The sequence below is a fragment of the Catenulispora pinisilvae genome, from assembly GCF_015356865.1.
Lineage (GTDB): Bacteria > Actinomycetota > Actinomycetes > Streptomycetales > Catenulisporaceae > Catenulispora > Catenulispora pinisilvae.
The window spans coordinates 1-20,455 of the sequence record NZ_JAAFZA010000192.1; the positions used below are offsets into that span (position 1 = coordinate 1).

Genomic DNA, 20,455 nt, shown 5'->3' on the forward strand with positions numbered 1-20,455 from the left:
GGCCGGTTTTCGTCCGCCCTGCCACGCGACCGCGCCTTGCGTACAAAAGCCGGCGGACGAAAACAGGCGGCTTTTTCACAACGCCCTTAACCCCGTACGTGACCGGCGGCCTCCGTGCCCGACTCTCGCCCAACCCGCAACCACACCACCAACACGGCAAACCAATCCAGCCACCGCACTAGCAGTCAGAGCGGTCAGCGCCCAGCACCGGCTAGCGCGCCGATCGCAGCCTCTTGCGATGAGTCCAGCTGACCAGCCCAATCACCGGCCCAATCACCGGCCCAACCACCATCCCCGAAATATTTGCTCACCGCGACCCATTACCCCTTGTTTATCTGTTCCCTGTGAGCTATTTTCTCGGCAAGACCGCGGCCCCGCCCTGATCCGCCCAGCTCGTAGCCCAGCTCTCAGTGCCGAGGAGCAGCCCATGTCCACCATGGATCCCCCGTCCACCGCGCCCGCGCCGTCGGCCGCCGAGCCGGAGCCGGGTGGGGATCGGCTGCGCGGCGGTTCGTTGGGCCTGCTCGACATCGCCAGTTCCACGATGGCCAATATCGGGCCGGCGATGAGTTTCTACTTCGGGTTCGGGCTGCTGGCCACGACGGCCGGGGTGGCCTCGCCGCTGACCATCATCGTCGCCGGGATCACCGTGGCGCTGTTGGGGAACACGCTGGCCCAGTTCTCGCGGGCGCATCCGTCGGCCGGGGGGTTCATCACGTTCGTCGGCAAGACGTTCGGGCCGACCAGTGCGGTGACCACCGCGTTGCTGATCACCGCCGGGTACATCATCGCCATCTCCTCGGTGATCGCCATCTCCGGCGGGTTCTTGGAGATGACGCTGCACTACTACTTCGGCTGGAACGTGCCGTGGATCCTGTTCACGCTCATCCTCACCGCGCTGGCGGTGCTGCTGATGATCCGCGGGGTCGGGGTGTCCACCAAGCTCGCCGGGTACTTCTTCGCGGTCGAGATGTCGGTGCTGGTCGTGGTGTCGGTGTGGGTCATCGCCAAGCACGGCGCGCATCTGTCGCTCAAGCCCTTCGAGCCCAGTCACGTCAAGGGTGGTATGTCAGGGCTCGCCGAAGGCTTCCCGCTCGCGGTGTACATGTTCGTCGGCTGGGAGAACTCCGCGGCGCTGGCCGAGGAGACCGACAACCCGCGTCGCAACGTGGGCCGTGCCGTGTTCTTCTCGATCGCGATGATGTCGGTGGGCTACGTGCTGTTCGCCTACGCCACGGTCACCGGGTTCGGGTACGACGCGGACAAGACCGGTGCCGCGGCCGTGCCGTTCATCGACGTCGCCCACGGCACCCTCGGGGTGCTGGCCTTCTTCGCCTACCTCGCCGGGCTGACCTCGACGCTCGGGTCGCTCATCGCCGGCACCAACTCCCAGACCCGGCTGCTGTTCAACGCCGGTCGTGAGCGGCTGCTGCCGGCCTTCCTCGGCCGGGTGCACCCGACGCGCCGCACGCCGCTCAACGCGATCATGGTCTTCGTCTCGGCGGGCACGCTGATCATCGGCGGCTGGGGCCTGCTGCACATCATCGGCGGCAAGGGGTCGATGGACCCGGTGAACTACTTCGCCGAGTCCTCGACGATGGGCACCATCCTGATCCTGCTCGTGTATCTGGCTTCGAACCTCGCGCTGCCGTTCTACTACCGCAGGTACCAGGGCGCGGAGTTCAACGTGGTCCGGCACGCGGTGCTGCCGCTGGTCGGGGCCGCGGCCATCATCGTGCCGCTGTACTACCTGGCCAAGCCGGGGCAGTCCACGCCCTACGACTGGTTCCCCTACCTGGCGCTCGGGGTGCTGCTCGTGGCGTGGCTTTACGCGGTCCTCCTGGTCCGCCGCGATCCGGGCCTCGGCGAACGCGTCGGATCGATCGTCGCCGACGCGGAGTAGGGAGCGGAGTAGGAGGGCGGAGCAGGGGGCGAGGGCGCGGGCGGCACCGGAGCTGGGGCCGGTGCCGCTCGCGCCCGCTTAGATCTCCCGCTCAGCTCTTCAGGCCGCCAGCCGCTGGAACTTGCTGGCGTGGAAGACCAGCGGCGGCACGGTCGGGTCGGCGTCCAGGTCGTGGACCCGGAAGACGACGATGTCGTGGTCACCGGCCGGGAGCACCGAGTCGATCTCGCACTCCAGCCAGGCGCTCGCCCCCTCGACGAAGACCGCGCCGTCCGCGCTGGCCCGGTAGTCCAGCGTGGCGAAGCGTTCCCCGTTCTTCGACGACAGCTGGCGGCACGCCTGCTCCTGGTGCGCTCCCAGAACACTGATTCCCAGGCGGGGACGTGTGCGCAGCACCGGCCACGTCGTCGAGCTGACGTCGGCGCAGACCGAGACCAGCGCCGGGGACAGCGAGACCGAGGTGAACGAGCTCGCGGCCAGTCCCACCGGGACGCCGTCCACGAGCGCGGCCACGGCGGTCACCCCCGAGGGGAAGGCGCCGAAGACGCGTCGCAGCTCTTTGGGATGGTGTGAGGCAGTGGTGATGTCCTGAACGGTCATGGTGTGTCCTGAACGGTCATGGGTTCCTCCCAGAGCGAGTGGGCTCAGGCCGAGTGGGCCCAGGCCCAATGGGCTCAGGCCCGCCTGGCCCATTCCTCGGCCAGCAGCCGGTACGACGCGACGCGGTCGGCGTGGTCGTGGGTGATGGTGGTGACGATCAGCTCGTCGGCAGCGACCGCGTCGCGCAGGATCTCCAACTGGTCGGCGACCTGCGCCGCGGTGCCGACGAACTGGGTCTCGACCCGATCCGCGACCAGGGCCCGGTCGGCCTCGGTCCACGGCACGGCCCGCGCCTCCTGCGGCGTCGGGAACTGGATGGCGCCCTCGGCGGTCCGGATGCTGCGCACCCACGCGCCGTAGCCGGAGGCCAGCTCCCGCGCCTGGGCCTCGGTCTCCGCGACCACGACGTCGGCCGAGACCCCGACGTGCGGTGCCGACAGCACCTCCGATGCTCGGAACGCGGCCCGATACCCTTCCGCCGCCTCGAGCACGGTCGCCGGGCTGACGTGGTAGTTGGTCGCGAACCGCAGCCCGTTGCCCCCGGCCACCTCCGCACTGGCGCCCCCGCTGCTGCCGAGGATCCAGAGCTGGAGATCGGCGCCCTCGCCGGGCACGACGTGCGCCTGCTGGCCGTTGCCGTCGACGTAGGTCCCGGCCAGCAGCGCGAGGATGTCGCCGACCTGGTCGACGTAGTCGGGCGTCTCGGCGTTCGGCTGCTGGAGCAGCGCCTTGTGCAGCGCGAAACGCGGCGACTTCAGGAGCGGCGCGAAGTCGAAGCGCGGCGGGATGCGCAGGCCGTTCGGCGTGTAGCCGTCGCGGACGGCGGCGCCGCCGACGAGCGCCGGCTCCCGGACCGGCACCGCGCTGCCGGGCGTGCGGCCGCCGCCGGAGCGCCCCAGCCCGAGGTCGAAACGACCGGGGAACGCGGCGTCGAGCAAGCCGAATTCCTCGACGGTGGCCAGCGGCGTCCGGTGCCCGAGCAGCACGGCCCCGGACCCGAGCCGGATGGAGGTGGTCGCCGCGGCGGTCAGGGCGAGCACGACTGCCGGACTGGTGCCGGCGACCCCCGGGTTGAGGTGGTGCTCGGCGAACCAGTAGCGCGCATAACCGAACCGCTCGGTCTGCTGCGCCAGGTCGATGCTGTTGCGCAGCGCCTGCGACGCGCTGGAGCCGGAGCTGATCGGAACCAGGTCCAGGACGCCGAGTGGGGTACGGGACATAGTCAGGCTCCTTGCGCGTTGGGGATGAGGTGCGGTGGCCAAGTACCGCGCTCGGGCTCGGGGGAGGGATCGGAAGAGGGCTCCGGAGAAGGCTCGGAGACGAACGCGGCACGGTAGTCAGCCAGCGGATCGGGGGCAGATTCCGCGGCCGAAACCGTCGGCGGAGCATCGGCGATGAAAGCGGCGCCTATGTTGCTCGCCGAATTAGCTGCCGAATCAGTCGCGGAGGAATCAGCAGAGAAAACATCAGCGATCGGCCGCGCGTCCCAATCCCAAGGCGGGTCGGGAATCTCCCGCCGCAGCACCGGCGCGATCTCGCTCTGGAACCGCTCCAGCGACGTCCGGTGCTCGACCGCGCTCAGGCCGGTCGGCTCGGCCTGTAGGTGCAGCACCGTGTGCCCGAACTGCTCGTAGTACCTGTGCACCTTCTCAAGGATCTGCTGCGGGCTGCCGATCAGCGCCGAGCTGCGCGTGACGAAGTCCTCCAGCGTCGGGAAGACCGGCTCGACACCCATCCGCTTGCACATCGCGAGGTGGCCGGCGAATACCGGGGCGTAGCCGCGAAGCGCCTCCTGCGAAGTAGTCGCCGCGTAGAAGCCCGCGGTTCCGGCGCCGACCGCCGCCTTCGCCGGGTCGTGGCCGTGGAACGCCCAGCGCTCGCGGTAGTAGCGGATCAGCTCCGCGTACGGCTCGATCGGGTTGGTGACGTTGGCCGAGAACAGCGGGTCGCCGTAGCGGGCCGCCAAGTCGACCGACTCCTTCGATGTCGCGCTGCCGTGCCAGACGCGGATCGGTTGCTGGAACGGCCGGGGCCAGACCTCCGCGTCGTTCAGTGCGGGGCGGAACTTGGGAGTGGCCGTGATTTTGTCCTGGCGCCAGATCCGCCGGAACAGTTCGTAGGACTCCGCGTTGCGTTCCCACTGATCTTCAGGCGTGACGTCGAACAGTTCCCGCTGGGCCGAGCCGTTGCCCTTGCCGATGATCAGCTCCAGCCGGCCCCCGGACAGGTGGTCGAGCGTCGCATAGTCCTCATACGCGCGCACCGGGTCCAGCAGGCTCAGCGTGGTGACCGCCGTGAACAGCTTGATCCGGCTGGTCTTGGCGGCGATGTGGCTCAGGACGACGGTCGGCGAGGAGGAGATGAACGGCCGCTCGTGCCGCTCGCCGACGCCGAAGCCGTCGAAGCCCAGTTCCTCGGCCAGTACCGCGGCGTCGACGACCTGGCGGAAGCGTTCGTTCGTCGGCGCCTGGACGCCGGTGGTCGGATCCGGGGCGTGGACGATCAGGGATATGCTCAGGAACTTCATTGCAGCGCCCCCACCGGAACCGCCGCCTCCGACTCCGCCTCAGCTTGAGCCCCCGCCGCGGTCCCCGCCGCGGCCCCTGCCTCAGCCCCCGCCGGAGTTTTACGCGGCGAACCCAACCCCAAGTGCTCGCGCAGCGTCGTCCCCTCGTAGTCGGCACGGTACCGCCCGCGCTCCTGCAGGATCGGCACCACCGTGTCAGCGAAGACGTCCAACCCGCCCGGCGTGATGTGCGGCACCAGGATGTACCCGTCCGCGGCGTCGGCCTGCACCAGCTCGTCGATCTGCGTCGCGACCGTCTCGGCGGAGCCGATGAACGACTGCCGCGACGTCTTCTCGATCATCAGTTCCCTGATGGACAGGTTCTTGGCCGCCGCCTCCTCGCGGTACTCGCGGGCGACGGCGATCCGGTCCCGGTACATCCGGTCCGCGGCCCGGCCCTTGGAGATCGAGTCCCCGCTGACATCGGGGTCGGTCTGCGGCAACGGGCCGTCGGGGTCGTAGCCGCTCAGGTCCCGGTTCCACAGCTGCTCCAGGAACTTGATCGCGGTCTGCCCGCTGACCTGCGCCCGCCGCACCTGGACCGCCAACTCGGCGGCCTCGGCGTCGGTGTCGCCGAGCACGAAGGTCGCCGCGGGCAGGATCAGCAGGTCCTCGCTGGTCCGGCCGTAGGACGGCAGCCGGCGTTTAACGTCGGTGTAGAACTCCTGGCCCGGTCCCAGCGTGCTGTGCCGGCCGAAGATGGCGTCGGCGCAGGAGGCCGCGAACTCCCGTCCGGCGTCGGAGTCCCCGGCCTGGAAGATGACCGGCCGTTCCTGCGGGGAGGTCGGCACGTTGAACCGGCCCGCGATGTCGAAGTGCCGGTCCCGGTGCTCGAAGGTCCCGGCCTTCGGATCGGACAGGAAGACCCCTGATTCCTTGTCGGCCGGGATCCGGTAGCCGTCCCAGGAGTCGAACAGCTCCCACGCCGTGCGCAGGAACGTCTTCGCGCGGTCGTACCGGTCCTGCTCCGCGAGATATCCGCCGCGCCGGAAGTTCTCGCCGGTGAAGGCGTCCCAGGAGGTGACGACGTTCCACGCGGCCCGGCCGTCGGACAGGTGGTCCAGTGAGGCGAACTGCCGTGCCACCTCGTAGGGCTCGTTGAACGTGGAGTTGATGGTGCCGGTCAGCCCGATCCGCTCGGTGACGGCGGCCAGCGCGGCCAGCACGGTGAACGTGTCGGGCCGCCCGACCACGTCCAGGTCGTAGATCTGCCCGCCCTGCTCGCGCAGCCGCAGGCCCTCGGCCAGGAAGACGAAGTCGAACTTGGCGCGCTCGGCGGTCTGCGCGAAGTGCGCGAACGACGCGAACTCGATGTGGCTGCCGGCGGCCGGGTCGCTCCACACCGTGGTGTTGTTGACGCCGGGGAAGTGCGCGGCGAGATGGATCTGCTTGATGGGCTTGCTCATGGTTCGGCTCTTTCTCTCCACGCTTTAAACGGCCGCGGGGGCGACCGCCGGAGCGACGGCGGCGTAGCGGTTTGCGGGCCGCGGCAGACCCAGATGCCCGCGCAAGGTCGAGGCCTGATACTCAGTCCGGAACAGCCCGCGGGCCTGGAGTTCGGGCACCAGGGCGCGAGTGATCCGCGTCAGGTCGTGCGGCAGCGCCGCCGGACGCAGCCGGTAGCCGGTCAGACCGGCGTGCCGCCAATCGGCGAGCAGGTCGGCGAGCTCCGACGGCGTCCCGGCGAAGATGTACGCATCGCTCGTGTACGGCGCCCCGGCCACTTCGTCGAGCCGGGCCCGGCGCTCCTCGGCGGCCTGAGCGCTCTCGTCCAGGAACACCACCAGATCGGCGAACACGTGCACTGTGTCCGAAGCCCGCCCCGCGAACTCCTGCTCACGCCGGATCTCCGCGACGATCGCCGCCGCGCCGGCCCGGTCGTGCGGGGTGACGAAGCCGACGTCGGCGGCGCGCGCGATGAGCTGGTAGGGGATCGAGGAGTGGCCGAGCGCGGTGACGACCGGCTGGCCCTGCGGCGGCCGCGGCGTGATCGAGGGCCCCCGCACGTCGAACCAGTCGCCCTCGAAGTCGATGTGGTGCAGCTTCTCCCGGTCGATGAAGCGGCCGGTGGCGGCGTCGCGGATCTCGGCGTCGTCCTCCCAGCTGTCCCACAGCCGCCGCACCACCTCGACGTAGTCGGCGGCCTCGCTGAAGTGCTCGGCGATCCGAGTCTGCACCTCGGCGGTGTTGATGTCGGCCAGCCGGACCGGCTCGGTGGTGCGCCGCCCGATCAGCGCGTACTCGTAAGGCTTGGCCGATATCTGGACCCGTAGACCCGCCCGGCCGGCGGCCGCGTAGTCCAGCGTGGCGATCGCCTTGGACAGGTGGAACGGCTCGGTGTGGCTGGCCACGACGGTCGGCACGATCCCGACGTGCGTGGTCGCCGGCGCCGCCCGCGCGGCGGTCAGCACCGCGTCCAGGCGGCCGCGGACCTGGTCGACCCGGTCGTCGACGGCGTTGAAGTCGGTGCTCTGGACCCCGAAGGAGTCCTCGATGGTGACGAAGTCGAGCAGGCCGTCCTCGGCCTCGACGACCAGATCGGTCCAGTAACGGCCGCGGAACAGCTCGTCGGGGCGGGCGTCCGGCTCGCGCCAGGCGGCCGGGTGCCAGCCCGCGCCGTCGAGGGCGACGGCCAGGTGCAACAGGGGATCGGGGGACATGCGGTGATCGCTTTCTGTGCAGGGGACAGCCAAGAGGCCGGGCGCGGCGGACACGTGCGGCCGGTGAAAGCGCAGGCGGGGAGGGGGGAAGAAGCGCTCAGCCGCGCTGCGGCGCGGGACACAGAGCGCTGGCGATGCGCAGCAGGTCGATGTGGCGCCGCGAGTAATAGCCGGTGGCAGTGGGCAACGCCTTCACCTCCCTCATGGCCAGGAAAGAATCCCTATTGGGATAGTGGGGATAGTAGAGCACGTCCGGAGTTCGTCAAGAAGATCGCCGCGATCATTCCGAATACTGGACGGGCACCTGCCACGCGGCGAACACGACCTCACGCCGCAGCCGGAACCCCAGCGCCTCATACAGCCGGATCGCGGTGACGTTCCCCGCGCCGGTGTGCAGGAACGGCGTCTCGCCGCGCTCGACGATCCCGTGCGCGACCGCGTGGACCAGGCGCGTGGCCAGGCCCTGGCCCCGGAAGTCGGCGTGCGTGCAGACCGCGCTGATCTCGGTCCAGCCCGGCGGGTGCAGGCGCTCGCCGGCCATCGCGATCAGCCGGCCCCCACGCCGGATGCCCAGGTAGGTGCCGAGCTCGACGGTGCGGTGCCGGAACGGCCCGGGGTTGGTCTGGGCGATGAGTTCGAGCATGTCGTCCACGTCGGCGGCGCCGAGCCGGACCGCCTCCGGATCCGGTGCGGCGGCCACGTTCTGGGCGACCATCTGCACGCCGGGGATGCGCAGGACCTGCTCCCAGCCTGGCGGCGGGGTCGGCTCGGTGCCGCCGGTGGGCAGCACGCCGTCCGGGCCGAGCAGCTTGGCGGCGTCGCGCCAGTCCTGCTCGCCGGGGTCCGGCGGGAGCGCGACGAAGATCGAGACGTCGGGCTGGTAGCGCAGTACCGAGCCGACCGATTCGGTGAACCGGGCGTGCGCTCCGAGCAGCGAGGCGCGGGCCGGATCGTCCAAGACGTGAGACGGGGCTGACGGATCAGTGGTCTTTGTTGGCATGCTGATGACCGTACCCAATCTCCATTAGTTCGATAGGTATGGTCTCGACTATGGAGATCGTGCCCGGGTCTTGACCGAAGGCGAGGTGACCCGCATGCAGTCCCAGTACTCCCAGCTCCGGGTTCTCCGGCGCCATGTCGACCTGCTTCGCGTCAGTAGTGCGCTGTGTCCGGGGAACGTCCCGGTCCGCTGACCGGTAGTCGTCCTCGCCCCGAACCGCCCTCGAAGGCACCCATATGACTTCCGACGTATCGGAGCGCACCGCGCTTCCACCTGCCCCCGCCGACGAACACCTCCTGACCGCGCGCCTGGTCGCGCCGCACCGCCCCGGCCTGTGGATCTCCGCCGCGATCCTGCTGGTGCTGGCCGCGATGGCGGTCCACACGCTGGTGACCAACCGGCGCTTCCAGTGGCCGACGGTCCGCGGCTACTTCTTCGAGCGCTCGATCCTGCACGGATTGGAGCTCACGATCTGGCTGACGGCCGCGGTGCTGGTCACCGGGTACGTCATCGGTACCGCGGTGGCCGCCGCGCGGCTGTCGGACAACCCGGTCCTGAAGTCCCTGGGCTTCGGCTTCGTGTGGCTGATCCGCTCGGTCCCGATGCTGGTCCAGTTGCTGTTCTGGTACGAGCTCGCCTCGCTGTATCCCAAGCTGTCGTTGGGGATCCCGTTCGGTCCGGAGTTCGCCAGCTTCAAGACCGCGCACCTGTTCGGCGGGATCCTGGCCGCCTACGTCGCGCTGAGCCTGGACGTCGCGGCGTTCTCCGCCGAGATCGTGCGCGGCGGCATCCTGTCGGTCCCGGCCGGACAGGTCGAGGCGGCGCAGGCGCTGGGATTGGGCCGTACCAGGATCTTCCGGCGGATCGTGCTGCCGCAGGCGATGCCAGCGATCGTCCCGGCGTCCGGGAACCTGTTGATCGGGATGCTCAAGGCGACGTCGATCGTCAGCGTCATCGCGGTGCAGGACCTGCTCTACTCGGCGCAGCTGATCTACAACGCGAACTTCCAGATCATCCCGCTGCTGTTGGTGGCGACGCTCTGGTACATCGTGCTGACGACGGTGCTGTCCATCGGCCAGTACTTCGTCGAACGCCACTACGCCCGCGGGACGAACCGGCGCGGCGACGGCTTCGCCCGGCTGTTCCGGCGCAACCTGCCGTTGTTCAACCGGGCCGGGCTGGCAGCCGGGGGCGGATCATGACCGGCGGGACCCCGCAGGCCGGGGACGCCGGTGCGGTACGTCCGCTGGTCCGGGTCAGAGGCCTGAAGAAGAGCTTCGGCTCGCATCGCGTTCTGGACGGCGTCGACCTCGACGTCGCCGAGGGTTCGGTGACCGTGCTGCTCGGTCCCTCCGGTTCGGGCAAGTCCACGTTGCTGCGCTGTGTGAACCACCTGGAGCGGCCGGACGCCGGGTTCGTCGAGGTGGCCGGGGAGATCGTCGGCTACCGCTACCGCGACGGCCGGCTGCACGAACTGCCGGGCCGCGAGATCACCCGCCAGCGCACGCAGGTCGGCATGGTCTTCCAGCAGTTCAACCTGTTCCCGCATCTCACGGTGCTGGAGAACCTCGTCGAGGCGCCGGTCGCGGTGCGCGGCGTGCCGAAGCCGGACGCGGTCGCGAAGGCGGGGGAGTTGTTGGCCCGCGTCGGTCTGGACGGCCGCCAGAGCGCTTATCCCCGCGAGCTTTCCGGCGGCCAGCAGCAACGCGTCGCCATCGCCCGGGCCCTGGCCATGGAGCCCCGGCTGCTGCTGTTCGACGAGCCGACCTCGGCGCTGGACCCCGAGTTGGTCGGCGAGGTGCTGGGCGTGATCCGGGACCTCGCGGTCGGCGGCATGTCGATGATCATCGTCACCCACGAGATCGGGTTCGCCCGGGAGGTCGCCGACCAGGCGGTGTTCCTGGACGGCGGCCGGATCGTGGAATCCGGCGCCCCCGCCGACGTGCTGGACCGGCCGGGCAACGAGCGCGCGCGGGCCTTCCTGTCCGCGGTTCTTTAATCAACACCCTCATATTCTTCCCGAAGGGACCACTTCCGTGTCGACCCCCGGCCGTGTAGGCCGTCGATCGCCCCTTGCCGCCCTCGCCATCGCGGCGGCCACCCTCACCCTGGCCACGGCCTGCGGTTCGGCCGCGAAGCCGACCGCCGGCGCCGGCGCTCCGGTCGCCGCCGAGGGGAGCGCGTCCGCGTCGATCCCGACGCAGGACGTCGTGTCCGGTGTCCAGACCGATCCCGCGCTGAAGGCCGAGTTGCCCGCGGCCATCGCCGCGCGCGGCACGCTGTCGCTGGGCACCACGCAGCCGACCGGCCTGGCCGGATTGCCGCATGACGGCGTCGACGCCGCGGGCAAGGAAGTCGGCCTGGACGTGGACCTGCGCAACGCCATAGCCAAGAAGCTCGGCGTCACCTGGGACGTCCAGTACGGCACGTTCCAGACCATCATCCCCGGCACCCAGAACGGCAAGTTCGACGTCGGCTGGGGCAACTTCGGCGTCACCAAGGCCCGCGAGCAGATCGTCGACTTCGCCACGTATCTGACCGACGGCCAGGCGTTCCTCGGGGCGTCGAGTGTGAGCGCCACGAAGATCAACACCCTGACCGACCTGTGCGGCTACACCGTCGCCACCAGCCCGGGCTCGACCTTCCAGCAGATCCTGACCGACGGCGCGGCCAAGTGCTCGGCGGCGGGTAAGAAGCCTTACACGGTCCAGTACTTCTCCGACAGCGCCCCGATCTTCCTGGGGCTGGCCAACGGGAAGATCGACGTGATGTTCGGCCCGACGCTGAGCGTGAAGTACGACGCCGCGCACGTGCCGGACACCAGGTTCCTCGGCCAGATCAGCTCCACGCCGGTCGGCGCCGTGACGGCGAAGGGCTCGCCGCTGGCCAAGCCGCTGTCCGACGCCGTGAACGCGCTGATCGCCGACGGCAGTTACGCGAAGATCTTCGCCAAGTGGGGCGTGCCCGACACCGCGCTGAAGACCTCGCAGGTCAACCCGGACCCGGGCTTGTGATGAGTACTTCCGCAGAACCCGCCGAGGCCATCGGGATTTCTGAGAGCCCGCATCGGGATCTGGCCACCCAGCGCGTCATCCCGCTGCGCCATCCGGGCCGTTGGATCGCCACCGCGGTCGTCGTGGTGCTGGCCGCGCAGTTCGTGCACGGCCTGGCCACCAATCCGTTCTACCAATGGGGCCGGTTCGGCTACTGGTTCGCCCGGCCGGTGATCCTGCGCGGCCTGTGGGTCACGCTGGAGGTCACCGCGTTGTCGGCGGTGCTCGGGCTGGTCGGCGGCGTCGTGCTGGCGTTGGCCCGGCTCTCGCACAATCCGGTGCTGCGCACGGTCAGCTGGGTCTACATCTGGCTGTTCCGCTCGGTCCCGCTGATCGTGGTGCTGCTGATCCTGTTCAATTTCAGCGCGCTCTACCGGACCCTGAGCCTCGGTGTGCCGTTCGGGCCGAGCTTCTTCCGCTTCGACGAGAACAAGCTGGCCACCGAACTCGTGGTGGCCACGATCGGGCTGAGCCTGAACGAGGCCGCCTACGCCGCCGAGGTGGTGCGTGGCGGGATCTTGTCGGTGGGGCGCGGGCAGCGCGAGGCGTCCGCGGCGTTGGGGTTGCCGCGCTGGTACCAGTTCCGGCGGATCGTGCTGCCGCAGGCGCTGCGCGCGATCGTGCCGGCGTATGTCAATCAACTGATCGGGCTGATCAAGGGCACGTCGCTGGTGTTCTACGTGTCGCTGCTCGACCTGTTCGGGCAGGTGCAGACGATGAGCAGCACCTATCCCGGCGACGTGGTGCCGCTGCTGCTGGTGGCCACCGCCTGGTACGTGATCCTGACCAGCCTGGTCTCCCTCGCGCAGTACTGGATCGAGCGCCGGTTGCGAGCGGGGGAACGCCGATGAGCACGCTCGCCGCCGCGGTGGAGGTCCGCGGAGCCAGCAAGTGGTACGGAGCGCACAAGGTGCTTGACGACGTCGATCTGACGGTGTGCCCGGGGCACGTCACGGTCATCATCGGGCCTTCGGGCGCGGGCAAGTCGACGCTGCTGCGGGCCATCAACCACCTGGAGAAGCTGGACGCCGGGCGGGTGACGGTGAACGGCGTGCTGATCGGCGTCCGGGAGCACGGGACGCGGCTCAAGGAGCTCAGCGAGCGCGCGATCCTGGCGCAGCGCGCCGAGATCGGGTTCGTGTTCCAGGATTTCAATCTGTTCCCGCACCTGACGGTGTTGGAGAACGTCACGGCCGCTCCGGTGGCCACCGGCCGCGCGACGAAGGCCGAAGCGCGCGAACGGGCGGTGGAACTGCTCGCCCAGGTCGGGCTCGCCGAGAAGGCCGAGGCCTACCCGGGGCAGCTCTCCGGCGGGCAGCAGCAGCGGGTCGCGATCGCGCGGGCGCTGGCGTTGCGGCCCGGGGTGGTGCTGTTCGACGAGCCGACGTCCGCGCTGGACCCGGAGTTGGTCGGCGAGGTGCTGGCCGCCATCCGGGCCTTGGCCGGCGGGGGCACCACGCTGATCGTCGTCACGCACGAGATCGGGTTCGCCCGGGAGGCGGCCGACCGGGTCGTGTTCATGGACGCCGGGCGGATCGTCGAGGAGGGGCCGCCCGGTGAGGTCCTGGACCGGCCGCGGCATCCGCGGACCCGTGAATTCCTCAGCAAAGTTCTTTAGCAGTCTTCTGCATTGGAGATACCCGTGACGAAAAACCTGTTCCGATTCGCCGTACCCGCGTTCGCGGTCGTCCTGCTGGCCTCGGCGTGCTCCAGCGGTGCTTCGGGCACCAAGACCGACAGCGCGCCGGCCGCCGCCGGCACGACCGTCGTCCGGGTCGGATCCCTGTCGAACGGCGCCGCCACCGAGGCCGACATCACCGTCGCGCAGCAGGACGCGCTGCGGGCCGAACTCCCGGCCGCGATCCGGTCCGGCGGCACGTTGAAGGTCGCCGTCGGCGCGCTGCCGGCCGGGTTCCCGCCGCTGGCCTACGTCGGCAGCGACCAGAAGACCCTCACCGGCTCCGAGCCGGACCTGGCCCGGCTGGTCGCCGCGGTGCTCGGGCTCAAGCCCTCATTCGACAACGCCACCTGGGACAACATGTTCGTCGGCATCGACAGCGGCAAGGACGCCGTCGGGTTCGCGAACATCACCGACACCGAGCAGCGCAAGCAGAAGTACGACTTCGCCAGCTACCGCGAGGACAACCTCGGCTTCGAGACGCTGAAGTCGAGCACGTGGTCGTTCACCGGCGACTACCACGCGCTGGCCGGCAAGACCGTGGCCGTCTCGTCCGGGACCAACCAGGAGAAGATCCTGCTGGAGTGGCAGAACAAGCTGCGCACCGAGGGCAAGGACATCAACATCAAGTACTACCCGGACAGCAACGCCGTTCTGCTGGCGCTGACCTCCGGCAAGATCGACATCTACCTCGGGCCCAACCCCGGCGTCGCCTACCAGGTGACCCAGACCTCGAAGTCGCCGAACCCGACCCGGATCGCCGGGGAGTATTCCGGGGCCGGGGAGACGTTGCAGGGCCTGATCGGGGCGACGACGAAGAAGGACAGCGGGCTGGCCAAGCCGATCGCCGACGCCGTCAACTATCTGATCCAGAACGGCGACTACGGCAGGTGGCTCGCGGCGTGGAACCTCAACACCGAGGCGGTGAAGACTTCGCAGGTCAACCCGCCCGGGCTGCCCGCGAGCAACTCCTGAGCGGGGATCACCGATGACCATCGATGATGAAAGAACCCGGTTCCACTGGTTCCTGCCCACCGGCGGAGACGCCCGCCGACTGAGCGCGTCGGTCCACGGCGCGGGGATCGGCGGCGCCTCCGGTCCGCCGCCGGTTCCCGGCGGCGCGCGTCCGGCGAGCCTGGCCTACCTGACCCAGCTCGCCCAGGCCGCCGACGACCTCGGGTACGACGGCGTCCTCACCCCGACCGGCGCGCACTGCGAGGACGCGTGGATCGTCACCGCCGCGCTGATCGCCGCGACCCGGCGGCTGCGCTTCCTGGTCGCGTTCCGGCCGGGGCTGGTCAGCCCGGTGCTGGCGGCGCAGATGGCGGCCACGTTTCAGCGGCTGTCGGGCGGTCGGCTGCTGCTGAACGTGGTGACCGGGGGCAGCGACGCCGAGCAGCGCGGGTATGGGGACGTGCTGGACCACGACCAGCGGTATGAGCGTGCCGCGGAGTTCCTGGACATCGTGCGCGACGCGTGGTCCGGCGATCCCTTCGACTACGTGGGCAAGTACCACGAGGTCCGGGGTGGGCACCTGCGTCAGCCCCCTGACCCGACGCCGCGCGTGTACTTCGGCGGGTCGTCGGAACCGGCGCTGGAGGTCGCGGCCAAGCACGCCGACACCTATCTGACGTGGGGCGAGCCGGTCCCGCTGGTGGCCGAGAAGATCGAGCGGGTCCGCAAGCGCGCGGCCGAACTGGGGCGCGAGATCCGCTTCGGGCTACGGATCCACGTGCTGAGCCGGGACACCTCCGAGCAGGCATGGAGCGCGGCGGACCAGCTGATCGCAGGGCTCGACGACGAGACGGTCGCGGAGGGTCAGCGTCGCTTGCGGTCGCTGGAGTCGGAGGGCCAGCGCCGGATGCTGGCGCTGCACGGCGGCGACCGCTCGCGGCTGCTGGTGGCCCCGAACCTGTGGGCCGGGATCGGGCTGGTGCGCGGCGGGGCGGGGACGGCCTTGGTCGGGAGTCATGAGGAGGTGGCGGCGCGGATCGGGGAGTACCGGGAGGCGGGGATCGAGGAGTTCGTGCTGTCCGGGTATCCGCATCTGGAGGAGGCCTACACGTTCGCGGAGTGTGTTCGGCCGCTTTTGTGAAGCAGCACAACTAATGCGTTTCACCGATGTTCGACCACGTGTGGCTCGCGAGATCCTCGCCGGACGCGGGGCGGCGCATACGGTACCGGCGGAATCCTCACCCCCCCCCGGAGCCGCTATGAACCACGAGCACGACGACGCTCACTGTGAGTGTCCCCGCACCGCCGACTTCGACTCCGCCGGACCGGCCGCGACCGGGCGGCGGGACTTCCTGCGCAACGCCGGGCTGCTGGGTGTCGGAGCGACCGCGATCGCGTCCGGCGCCACGGTCTTCGGGCCGGCCGCCGCGGCCGCCGCCGACACCGCCTCGACCGCGTCCGCCCCGTCCACCGACGCGCTGAACGCCGACCACAGCGGGGCCGGCGTCTACGACATCACCGCCATCGACACCCGCGACCCCGGCGCGCGCTGGGACCCGGACCCTGAGAACCCGGTCTTCACGCTAGTCGTGATGCCGGACACGCAGTACATGTTCGACCAGGACCGGATCCACCCGGCGCCGATGGAGGCCTCGTTCCGCTACATCCTCAGCGGCGATGAGGAAGAGAACATCGTCTTCATGGCGCACCTCGGCGACCTCACCCAGAACGGGCAGGCGGGGGAGTTCGCGGCGGCCGGCTCGGTGTTCGAGATGCTGGACCGCAAGCGCGTCGCCTACAGCGTGGTGGCCGGCAACCACGACGTGTCCGGCACCGACCAGCGCGGCGCGACCCCGTATTCGAGCACGTTCACCAAGGCCCGCGCGGCGAAGTCGCCGTCCTTCGGCGGCGCGAGCCCCGACGGCTACAACACCTTCCACATCTTCCGTGGCGGCGGTCGCGAGTGGCTGCTGCTCGGCCTGGACTGGCGGCTCTCGCCGGCCGGGTTCGCGTGGGCCAACAAGGTGATCACCGACCACCCGACGCTGCCGGTCATCATCACCACGCACGAGATCTCCTACGCCGACGACTCCGGCACCGCCTACCTGTCCGACTACGGCCAGCAGCTGTGGGACGGCCTGATCAAGAACCACGACCAGGTGTTCCTGACCCTCAACGGCCACTACTGGCCGCCCGGGTCCACCACGCTGACCAACACCGCGGGCCACGACGTGCACGTGCACATCACCAACTACCAGGACCGCTACTACGGCGGCGCGGCGATGATCCGCACCTACCGCTTCGACATGCGGCGCGGCACCATCGACGTGTCCACGTTCTCCCCGTGGATCCGCGACATGTCCGTCGGCCAGGTGAACGAGCTGGCCGGACAGGAGATGGAGCTCACCTCGTCGGTGGACCGCTTCTCCATGGCGGTGGACTTCCCGCAGCGCTTCGGCGGCTTCGCCCCGGTCGCGCCGCGTCCGGCGCGCCCGGCGAACAAGATGCTGGTCCGCGGCACGCTGGCCTACTGGCGCTTCGACGGCGGCGGCGCCGACGGCTCGGCGGTCGGCGACAGCCAGGTGATCCGCGACCTCAGCGGGCGGGGCAACGACCTGGTGAAGGAGAACGTCTCGGGCACCAAGGGCACGCCGCTGACCTGGTCCGCCTCCGAGTTCCACCCCGACCAGCCCGGCCACGGCTCGCTGCGCTTCGTCGGCCAGGGCCACCCGGTCCAGGGCGCCTGGCTACAGACGGTCCCCAACGCGCCGCTGAACAGCGAGACCTTCCAGCACGGATACACCTTCGAGGCCTTCTTCAAGCTGCCCGCCGACTGGGACTCCTCGCAGAGCGCGTGGAGCGGTCTGCTCAGCCGCTGGGGCATCGCCAGCGAGGCGGGCAAGTCCGGCGGCAACACCGACCCGCAGGAGCCGATCGGCACGCTGAGCCTGTCCGGCGGCTCCGAACTCCAGTGGAACGTCTACCCGCTCAACCAGAGCGGCGCGTCCACCACCTGGAGCCACCTGCTGCCGCTCGGCCAGTGGTGGCACGTCGCCGTGGTCAACGACGGCAAGGTGAACCGGATGTACGTCAACGGCTGCGAGGAGGGCCGCAACCCCTCGACGCCGGCGATCGGCATCACGACACTGAACCACTCCTGGCTGCTCGGCGGCTACGAGTACGGCGGCGTCATCAACCAGATCCACAACGGCTGGCTCGGGGATGTGCGCATCACCGGCCGGCCGCTCCGCATCGACGAGTTCATGAACGCCTGAGAGGGGCGCTCTGTTCTCTTCGTCGGTGGGATACAGGTGGGCGCCGGGCCGCGTGCTTCCGCGGTCCGGCGTCCATTTCCCCGTTTTCCCCGTGTCTTCCCGTTTTCCCCCGCTTACCCCGTGCTCGAAGGCGTTGCCTTCGGGAGTAATCGTCTCGTGCCGGACGCCGCCGATACCATGTCATTGGCATGTCGTTCGCCTGTCATCTGACGTGACGACCATGGGAGGAAGATGTCGTGCGGGCATTCGCCGAGGTCCTTCGGGAACATCGGCTGCGAGCGGGCTTGACCCAGGAGCAGTTGGCAGACCTTTCGGGAGTGTCGGTACGGACCATCGCCGCGCTGGAGGCGGGGAAGGGGCGGACGCCCCGGCCTTCGTCCGTGACTCGGCTCGCCGAGGCATTGCGGTTGCCGGAGGACGCGCGGCTGGAGTTGGTGGCGGTTGCGGTTACTAGTGGTACCAGTGAGGCTGGCGCGGTTGCCGAAAGCGGGGCGACCGGTACGGCCGGCGTGACTGGTACGACCGGCGCGGCTGGTACGGCCGACGTGGCCGAGCCGGAGCCGGGTCTGTCGTGGCGCTTCCTTCCTCATGACGTCGGCGATTTCGTCGGCCGGGACGCCGACCTGGCTCGCTTCCACGAGTTGGTGGCGGCCGGGGACCGTGCGGACGGTGCGGCCGGTCCGATGACGATCGTGACCATCGACGGGATGGCCGGCGTCGGCAAGAGCGCGTTGGCGCTGCATGCCGCGCACGGTGTCGCCGACCGCTATCCGGACGGCCAGTTCTTCCTGAAGTTCCACGGCTTCACCCCGGGGCGCGCCCCGGTCGATCCGGCGACGGCGTTGCAACGGTTCCTCGGCATGGTCGGCGTGCCGGAGAAGCGGATCCCGGCCGATGTCGAGGACCGGGCCGCGTTGTGGCGGGCCACTCTGGCCGGCCGCCGGGTGTTGTTGGTCCTGGACGACGCGCCGGACGCCGACCATGTCAGGCCTTTGATCCCGGGGGGCTCGGGCAGTCTGGTGGTCGTCACGTCGCGGCGTCGGCTGGCCGGTCTGGACGGGGCCGCCGCGCTGTCGCTGGGCGTCTTCGAGCACGACGATGCCTTGGCGCTGTTCCAGCGTGTCGCCGGTACGGGCCACAGTCGCGTCGATGGTGCTTCGGACGGCCGCGTCGTGCCAGACGGCTCGACGCCAGGCGGGCCCACGCCGGACGGGTCCACGGCAGACATCCTCGACGCCTGCGGTCATCTCCCGTTGGCGATCCGCATCGCCGCCGCCTGGCTGGCGCACCGGCCGGCGTGGACCGTGCGCGATCTGGCGTACCGGCTGGCCGCCGACGACCGGCCGCTGGCCGAACTCTCGCAGGCCGACCGTGCGGTCGCCTCGGCGTTCAACGTCTCCTACGCGCAGCTCGACGACGACCACCGGCGGATGTTCCGGCTGCTGGCCGCGGTGCCCGGCGAGGACGTGGACGTGTACGCCGCGGCGGCGCTCGCCGCGCTGCCGGTACGGCACGCCGACGGGTTGTTGCAGCGGCTGCTGGACGATCACCTTGTGTTGCAGGCCAGCCCCGGACGCTTCCACCTGCACGACCTGATCGCCGAGTTCGCTTCGGAACTGGTCGCCGACACCGATCCGCCGGACTGGCGGGAGGCGGCGCTGGAGCGGTTGGTGGACTACTACCTGGCTGCTTCGGCCGTGGCGAGCGACGCGTATATGCCCGAGGAAGCGGGACGGCGTCCGGAGACACCGAAGGCGAACGCGGAGATCCCCGATTTCGCCGACATGCCGGCGGCGACGCAGTGGCTGGAGACCGAACTCGGCGACATCCTGGCTGCGGCGCTGGCCGCCGCGGACGCGGGTTCGGACCGGACCCCGCTGCTGTCACGGCTGTTGTTCCGGTTCCTCCACGACACCTCGCACCTCCGCGAGGCCATGCTGCTTCACGGGCGCGCGGTGGCCGCCGACGATCCGGAGAACGTCGGGTACGCGCTGACCAACCTCGGCGGCACCTACCGCGTGCTCGGCCGCTATCAGGAAGCTGTCACCTTCGGAAACCGGGCCGCCGAGGTCTTCGGCGCGCACGGCGACCTGCCGGGCCGAGCGCGTGCGCTGGGCAACCTGGCGTTGTCGCTGCACCGGCTGGGGCGGTACGACGAGGCGATCGACGTGCTCACCGAGGCGATCGGGATCTACCACGAGGCCGGCGACCGGCTCGGCGAGGCGCGGCTGCTCGGCAACCTCGGCGGCGTACTGAACCTGGCCAGGCGCCTGGACGCGGTGCTGCCGGTGCTGCTGCGCGCGGTGGAGCTCGGCCGCGAGATCGGGACGGCGGGCCCGCTGTCCATCGCGCTGGGCAACATCGGCTCGTTCTACATCGACGCCGGACGCCTCGACGAGGCCCTGGCCGTGCTGTACGAGGCGCTGGAGCTGGACACGCGGCGCGGCCGGCCGGCCGACGTCGCGGCGACGCAGAGCTCGCTGGGCGTGGTGTACGGCATGCGCGGCGAGTACGAACAGGCGATCCTCATGCACCGCGAGTCGGTCGCGTTCTTCGAGGCGGCCGACATCCAGGACGCCCTCGGCGAGGCCCTGTGCGAACTCGCGGGCTCCCTGCGCCGCAGCGGCCGCCCCGCGGAGGCGGTGGCGGAGTATCGGCGGGCGATCGAATTGTGCGAGCAGGTCGGCAACCGGCGCGAGATCGCGGAGGCGCATGCCGGACTGGGGGAGGCGTTGGCGGAGTTGGGGGACGCGGACGGGGCGCGCG

The 20,455-nt window shown here is 70.1% G+C and carries 17 protein-coding genes and 1 pseudogene; 11 read left to right on the forward strand and 7 right to left on the reverse strand.

Features of this window, described 5'->3' with window-relative positions; genetic code table 11:
* The first annotated feature begins 436 nt into the window (after window positions 1-436).
* Window positions 437-1,903 (forward strand): APC family permease, encoded by a 1,467-nt coding sequence (locus tag IZR01_RS36490; protein ID WP_194900067.1) that lies wholly within the window; start codon window positions 437-439, stop codon window positions 1,901-1,903.
* A gap of 99 nt (window positions 1,904-2,002) precedes the next feature.
* On the opposite strand, the gene IZR01_RS36495 is transcribed toward IZR01_RS36490, so the two are convergent.
* The 7 genes and pseudogenes from IZR01_RS36495 to IZR01_RS36520 form a co-directional block, all read right to left on the reverse strand.
* A complete protein-coding gene (locus IZR01_RS36495) occupies window positions 2,003-2,503 on the reverse strand; it encodes a flavin reductase family protein (RefSeq protein WP_194899955.1) in 501 nt (166 codons plus the stop codon).
* Window positions 2,504-2,577: 74 nt separating this feature from the next.
* Window positions 2,578-3,723: an LLM class flavin-dependent oxidoreductase gene (locus IZR01_RS36500; protein WP_194899956.1), complete on the reverse strand. Its 1,146-nt coding sequence runs from the start codon at window positions 3,721-3,723 to the stop codon at window positions 2,578-2,580.
* 266 nt (window positions 3,724-3,989) lie between these two features.
* Window positions 3,990-5,030: pseudogene (locus IZR01_RS36505) on the reverse strand (LLM class flavin-dependent oxidoreductase); the annotation flags it as partial.
* Window positions 5,027-6,475, reverse strand: coding sequence for an NtaA/DmoA family FMN-dependent monooxygenase (locus IZR01_RS36510; protein WP_194926497.1), 1,449 nt, complete (start codon window positions 6,473-6,475; stop codon window positions 5,027-5,029). The gene IZR01_RS36510 and the pseudogene IZR01_RS36505, both read right to left, overlap by 4 nt.
* Before the next feature lie 24 nt (window positions 6,476-6,499).
* Complete coding sequence (locus IZR01_RS36515) at window positions 6,500-7,729, reverse strand: LLM class flavin-dependent oxidoreductase (protein ID WP_194926498.1); 1,230 nt, start codon at window positions 7,727-7,729, stop codon at window positions 6,500-6,502.
* 97 nt (window positions 7,730-7,826) lie between these two features.
* Complete coding sequence (locus tag IZR01_RS53710; protein WP_323746586.1) at window positions 7,827-7,934, reverse strand: putative leader peptide; 108 nt, start codon at window positions 7,932-7,934, stop codon at window positions 7,827-7,829.
* Window positions 7,935-8,009: 75 nt separating this feature from the next.
* Window positions 8,010-8,729 (reverse strand): GNAT family N-acetyltransferase, encoded by a 720-nt coding sequence (locus IZR01_RS36520; protein ID WP_194926499.1) that lies wholly within the window; start codon window positions 8,727-8,729, stop codon window positions 8,010-8,012.
* 94 nt (window positions 8,730-8,823) lie between these two features.
* On the opposite strand from IZR01_RS36520, the gene IZR01_RS54500 reads away from it, so the two are divergent.
* From IZR01_RS54500 to IZR01_RS36565, 10 genes are all read left to right on the forward strand, one after another.
* Complete coding sequence (locus IZR01_RS54500; RefSeq protein WP_368862229.1) at window positions 8,824-8,922, forward strand: putative leader peptide; 99 nt, start codon at window positions 8,824-8,826, stop codon at window positions 8,920-8,922.
* 43 nt (window positions 8,923-8,965) lie between these two features.
* The gene (locus tag IZR01_RS36525) at window positions 8,966-9,931 is read left to right on the forward strand and encodes an amino acid ABC transporter permease (protein WP_194926500.1); all 966 of its coding nucleotides are present in this window, start codon (window positions 8,966-8,968) and stop codon (window positions 9,929-9,931) included.
* A complete protein-coding gene (locus IZR01_RS36530; RefSeq protein WP_323746587.1) occupies window positions 9,928-10,728 on the forward strand; it encodes an amino acid ABC transporter ATP-binding protein in 801 nt (266 codons plus the stop codon). The genes IZR01_RS36525 and IZR01_RS36530 overlap by 4 nt, the downstream gene beginning before the upstream one ends.
* A 37-nt stretch (window positions 10,729-10,765) precedes the next feature.
* Entirely contained in the window at window positions 10,766-11,743 is a 978-nt protein-coding gene (locus IZR01_RS36535; protein ID WP_194926501.1) for a transporter substrate-binding domain-containing protein, read from the forward strand.
* Complete coding sequence (locus tag IZR01_RS36540; RefSeq protein ID WP_194897691.1) at window positions 11,743-12,633, forward strand: amino acid ABC transporter permease; 891 nt, start codon at window positions 11,743-11,745, stop codon at window positions 12,631-12,633. The genes IZR01_RS36535 and IZR01_RS36540 overlap by 1 nt, the downstream gene beginning before the upstream one ends.
* Complete coding sequence (locus IZR01_RS36545) at window positions 12,630-13,400, forward strand: amino acid ABC transporter ATP-binding protein (RefSeq protein WP_194897692.1); 771 nt, start codon at window positions 12,630-12,632, stop codon at window positions 13,398-13,400. Before IZR01_RS36540 ends, IZR01_RS36545 begins: the two co-directional genes overlap by 4 nt.
* 18 nt (window positions 13,401-13,418) lie before the next feature.
* Window positions 13,419-14,435, forward strand: coding sequence for a transporter substrate-binding domain-containing protein (locus IZR01_RS36550; protein ID WP_194926504.1), 1,017 nt, complete (start codon window positions 13,419-13,421; stop codon window positions 14,433-14,435).
* A 13-nt stretch (window positions 14,436-14,448) separates the two neighbouring features.
* Entirely contained in the window at window positions 14,449-15,555 is a 1,107-nt protein-coding gene (locus tag IZR01_RS36555) for an LLM class flavin-dependent oxidoreductase (protein ID WP_194897693.1), read from the forward strand.
* Between the two features lie 118 nt (window positions 15,556-15,673).
* Window positions 15,674-17,689, forward strand: coding sequence for a LamG-like jellyroll fold domain-containing protein (locus tag IZR01_RS36560; RefSeq protein ID WP_194926502.1), 2,016 nt, complete (start codon window positions 15,674-15,676; stop codon window positions 17,687-17,689).
* 236 nt (window positions 17,690-17,925) lie between these two features.
* Window positions 17,926-20,455 (forward strand): ATP-binding protein (locus IZR01_RS36565; RefSeq protein WP_194926503.1); only part of this gene is annotated, 2,530 nt, incomplete at its 3' end.

Bases quoted from the DNA above. Each gene is read 5' to 3' on its own strand.
- IZR01_RS36490 (WP_194900067.1), top strand. From the start codon at position 437: ATGGATCCCCCGTCCACCGCGCCCGCGCCGTCGGCCGCCGAGCCGGAG.
- IZR01_RS36495 (WP_194899955.1), bottom strand. From the start codon at position 2,503: ATGACCGTTCAGGACATCACCACTGCCTCACACCATCCCAAAGAGCTG.
- IZR01_RS36500 (WP_194899956.1), bottom strand. From the start codon at position 3,723: ATGTCCCGTACCCCACTCGGCGTCCTGGACCTGGTTCCGATCAGCTCC.
- IZR01_RS36510 (WP_194926497.1), bottom strand. From the start codon at position 6,475: ATGAGCAAGCCCATCAAGCAGATCCATCTCGCCGCGCACTTCCCCGGC.
- IZR01_RS36515 (WP_194926498.1), bottom strand. From the start codon at position 7,729: ATGTCCCCCGATCCCCTGTTGCACCTGGCCGTCGCCCTCGACGGCGCG.
- IZR01_RS53710 (WP_323746586.1), bottom strand. From the start codon at position 7,934: ATGAGGGAGGTGAAGGCGTTGCCCACTGCCACCGGCTATTACTCGCGG.
- IZR01_RS36520 (WP_194926499.1), bottom strand. From the start codon at position 8,729: ATGCCAACAAAGACCACTGATCCGTCAGCCCCGTCTCACGTCTTGGAC.
- IZR01_RS54500 (WP_368862229.1), top strand. From the start codon at position 8,824: ATGCAGTCCCAGTACTCCCAGCTCCGGGTTCTCCGGCGCCATGTCGAC.
- IZR01_RS36525 (WP_194926500.1), top strand. From the start codon at position 8,966: ATGACTTCCGACGTATCGGAGCGCACCGCGCTTCCACCTGCCCCCGCC.
- IZR01_RS36530 (WP_323746587.1), top strand. From the start codon at position 9,928: ATGACCGGCGGGACCCCGCAGGCCGGGGACGCCGGTGCGGTACGTCCG.
- IZR01_RS36540 (WP_194897691.1), top strand. From the start codon at position 11,743: ATGAGTACTTCCGCAGAACCCGCCGAGGCCATCGGGATTTCTGAGAGC.
- IZR01_RS36545 (WP_194897692.1), top strand. From the start codon at position 12,630: ATGAGCACGCTCGCCGCCGCGGTGGAGGTCCGCGGAGCCAGCAAGTGG.
- IZR01_RS36555 (WP_194897693.1), top strand. From the start codon at position 14,449: ATGACCATCGATGATGAAAGAACCCGGTTCCACTGGTTCCTGCCCACC.
- IZR01_RS36560 (WP_194926502.1), top strand. From the start codon at position 15,674: ATGAACCACGAGCACGACGACGCTCACTGTGAGTGTCCCCGCACCGCC.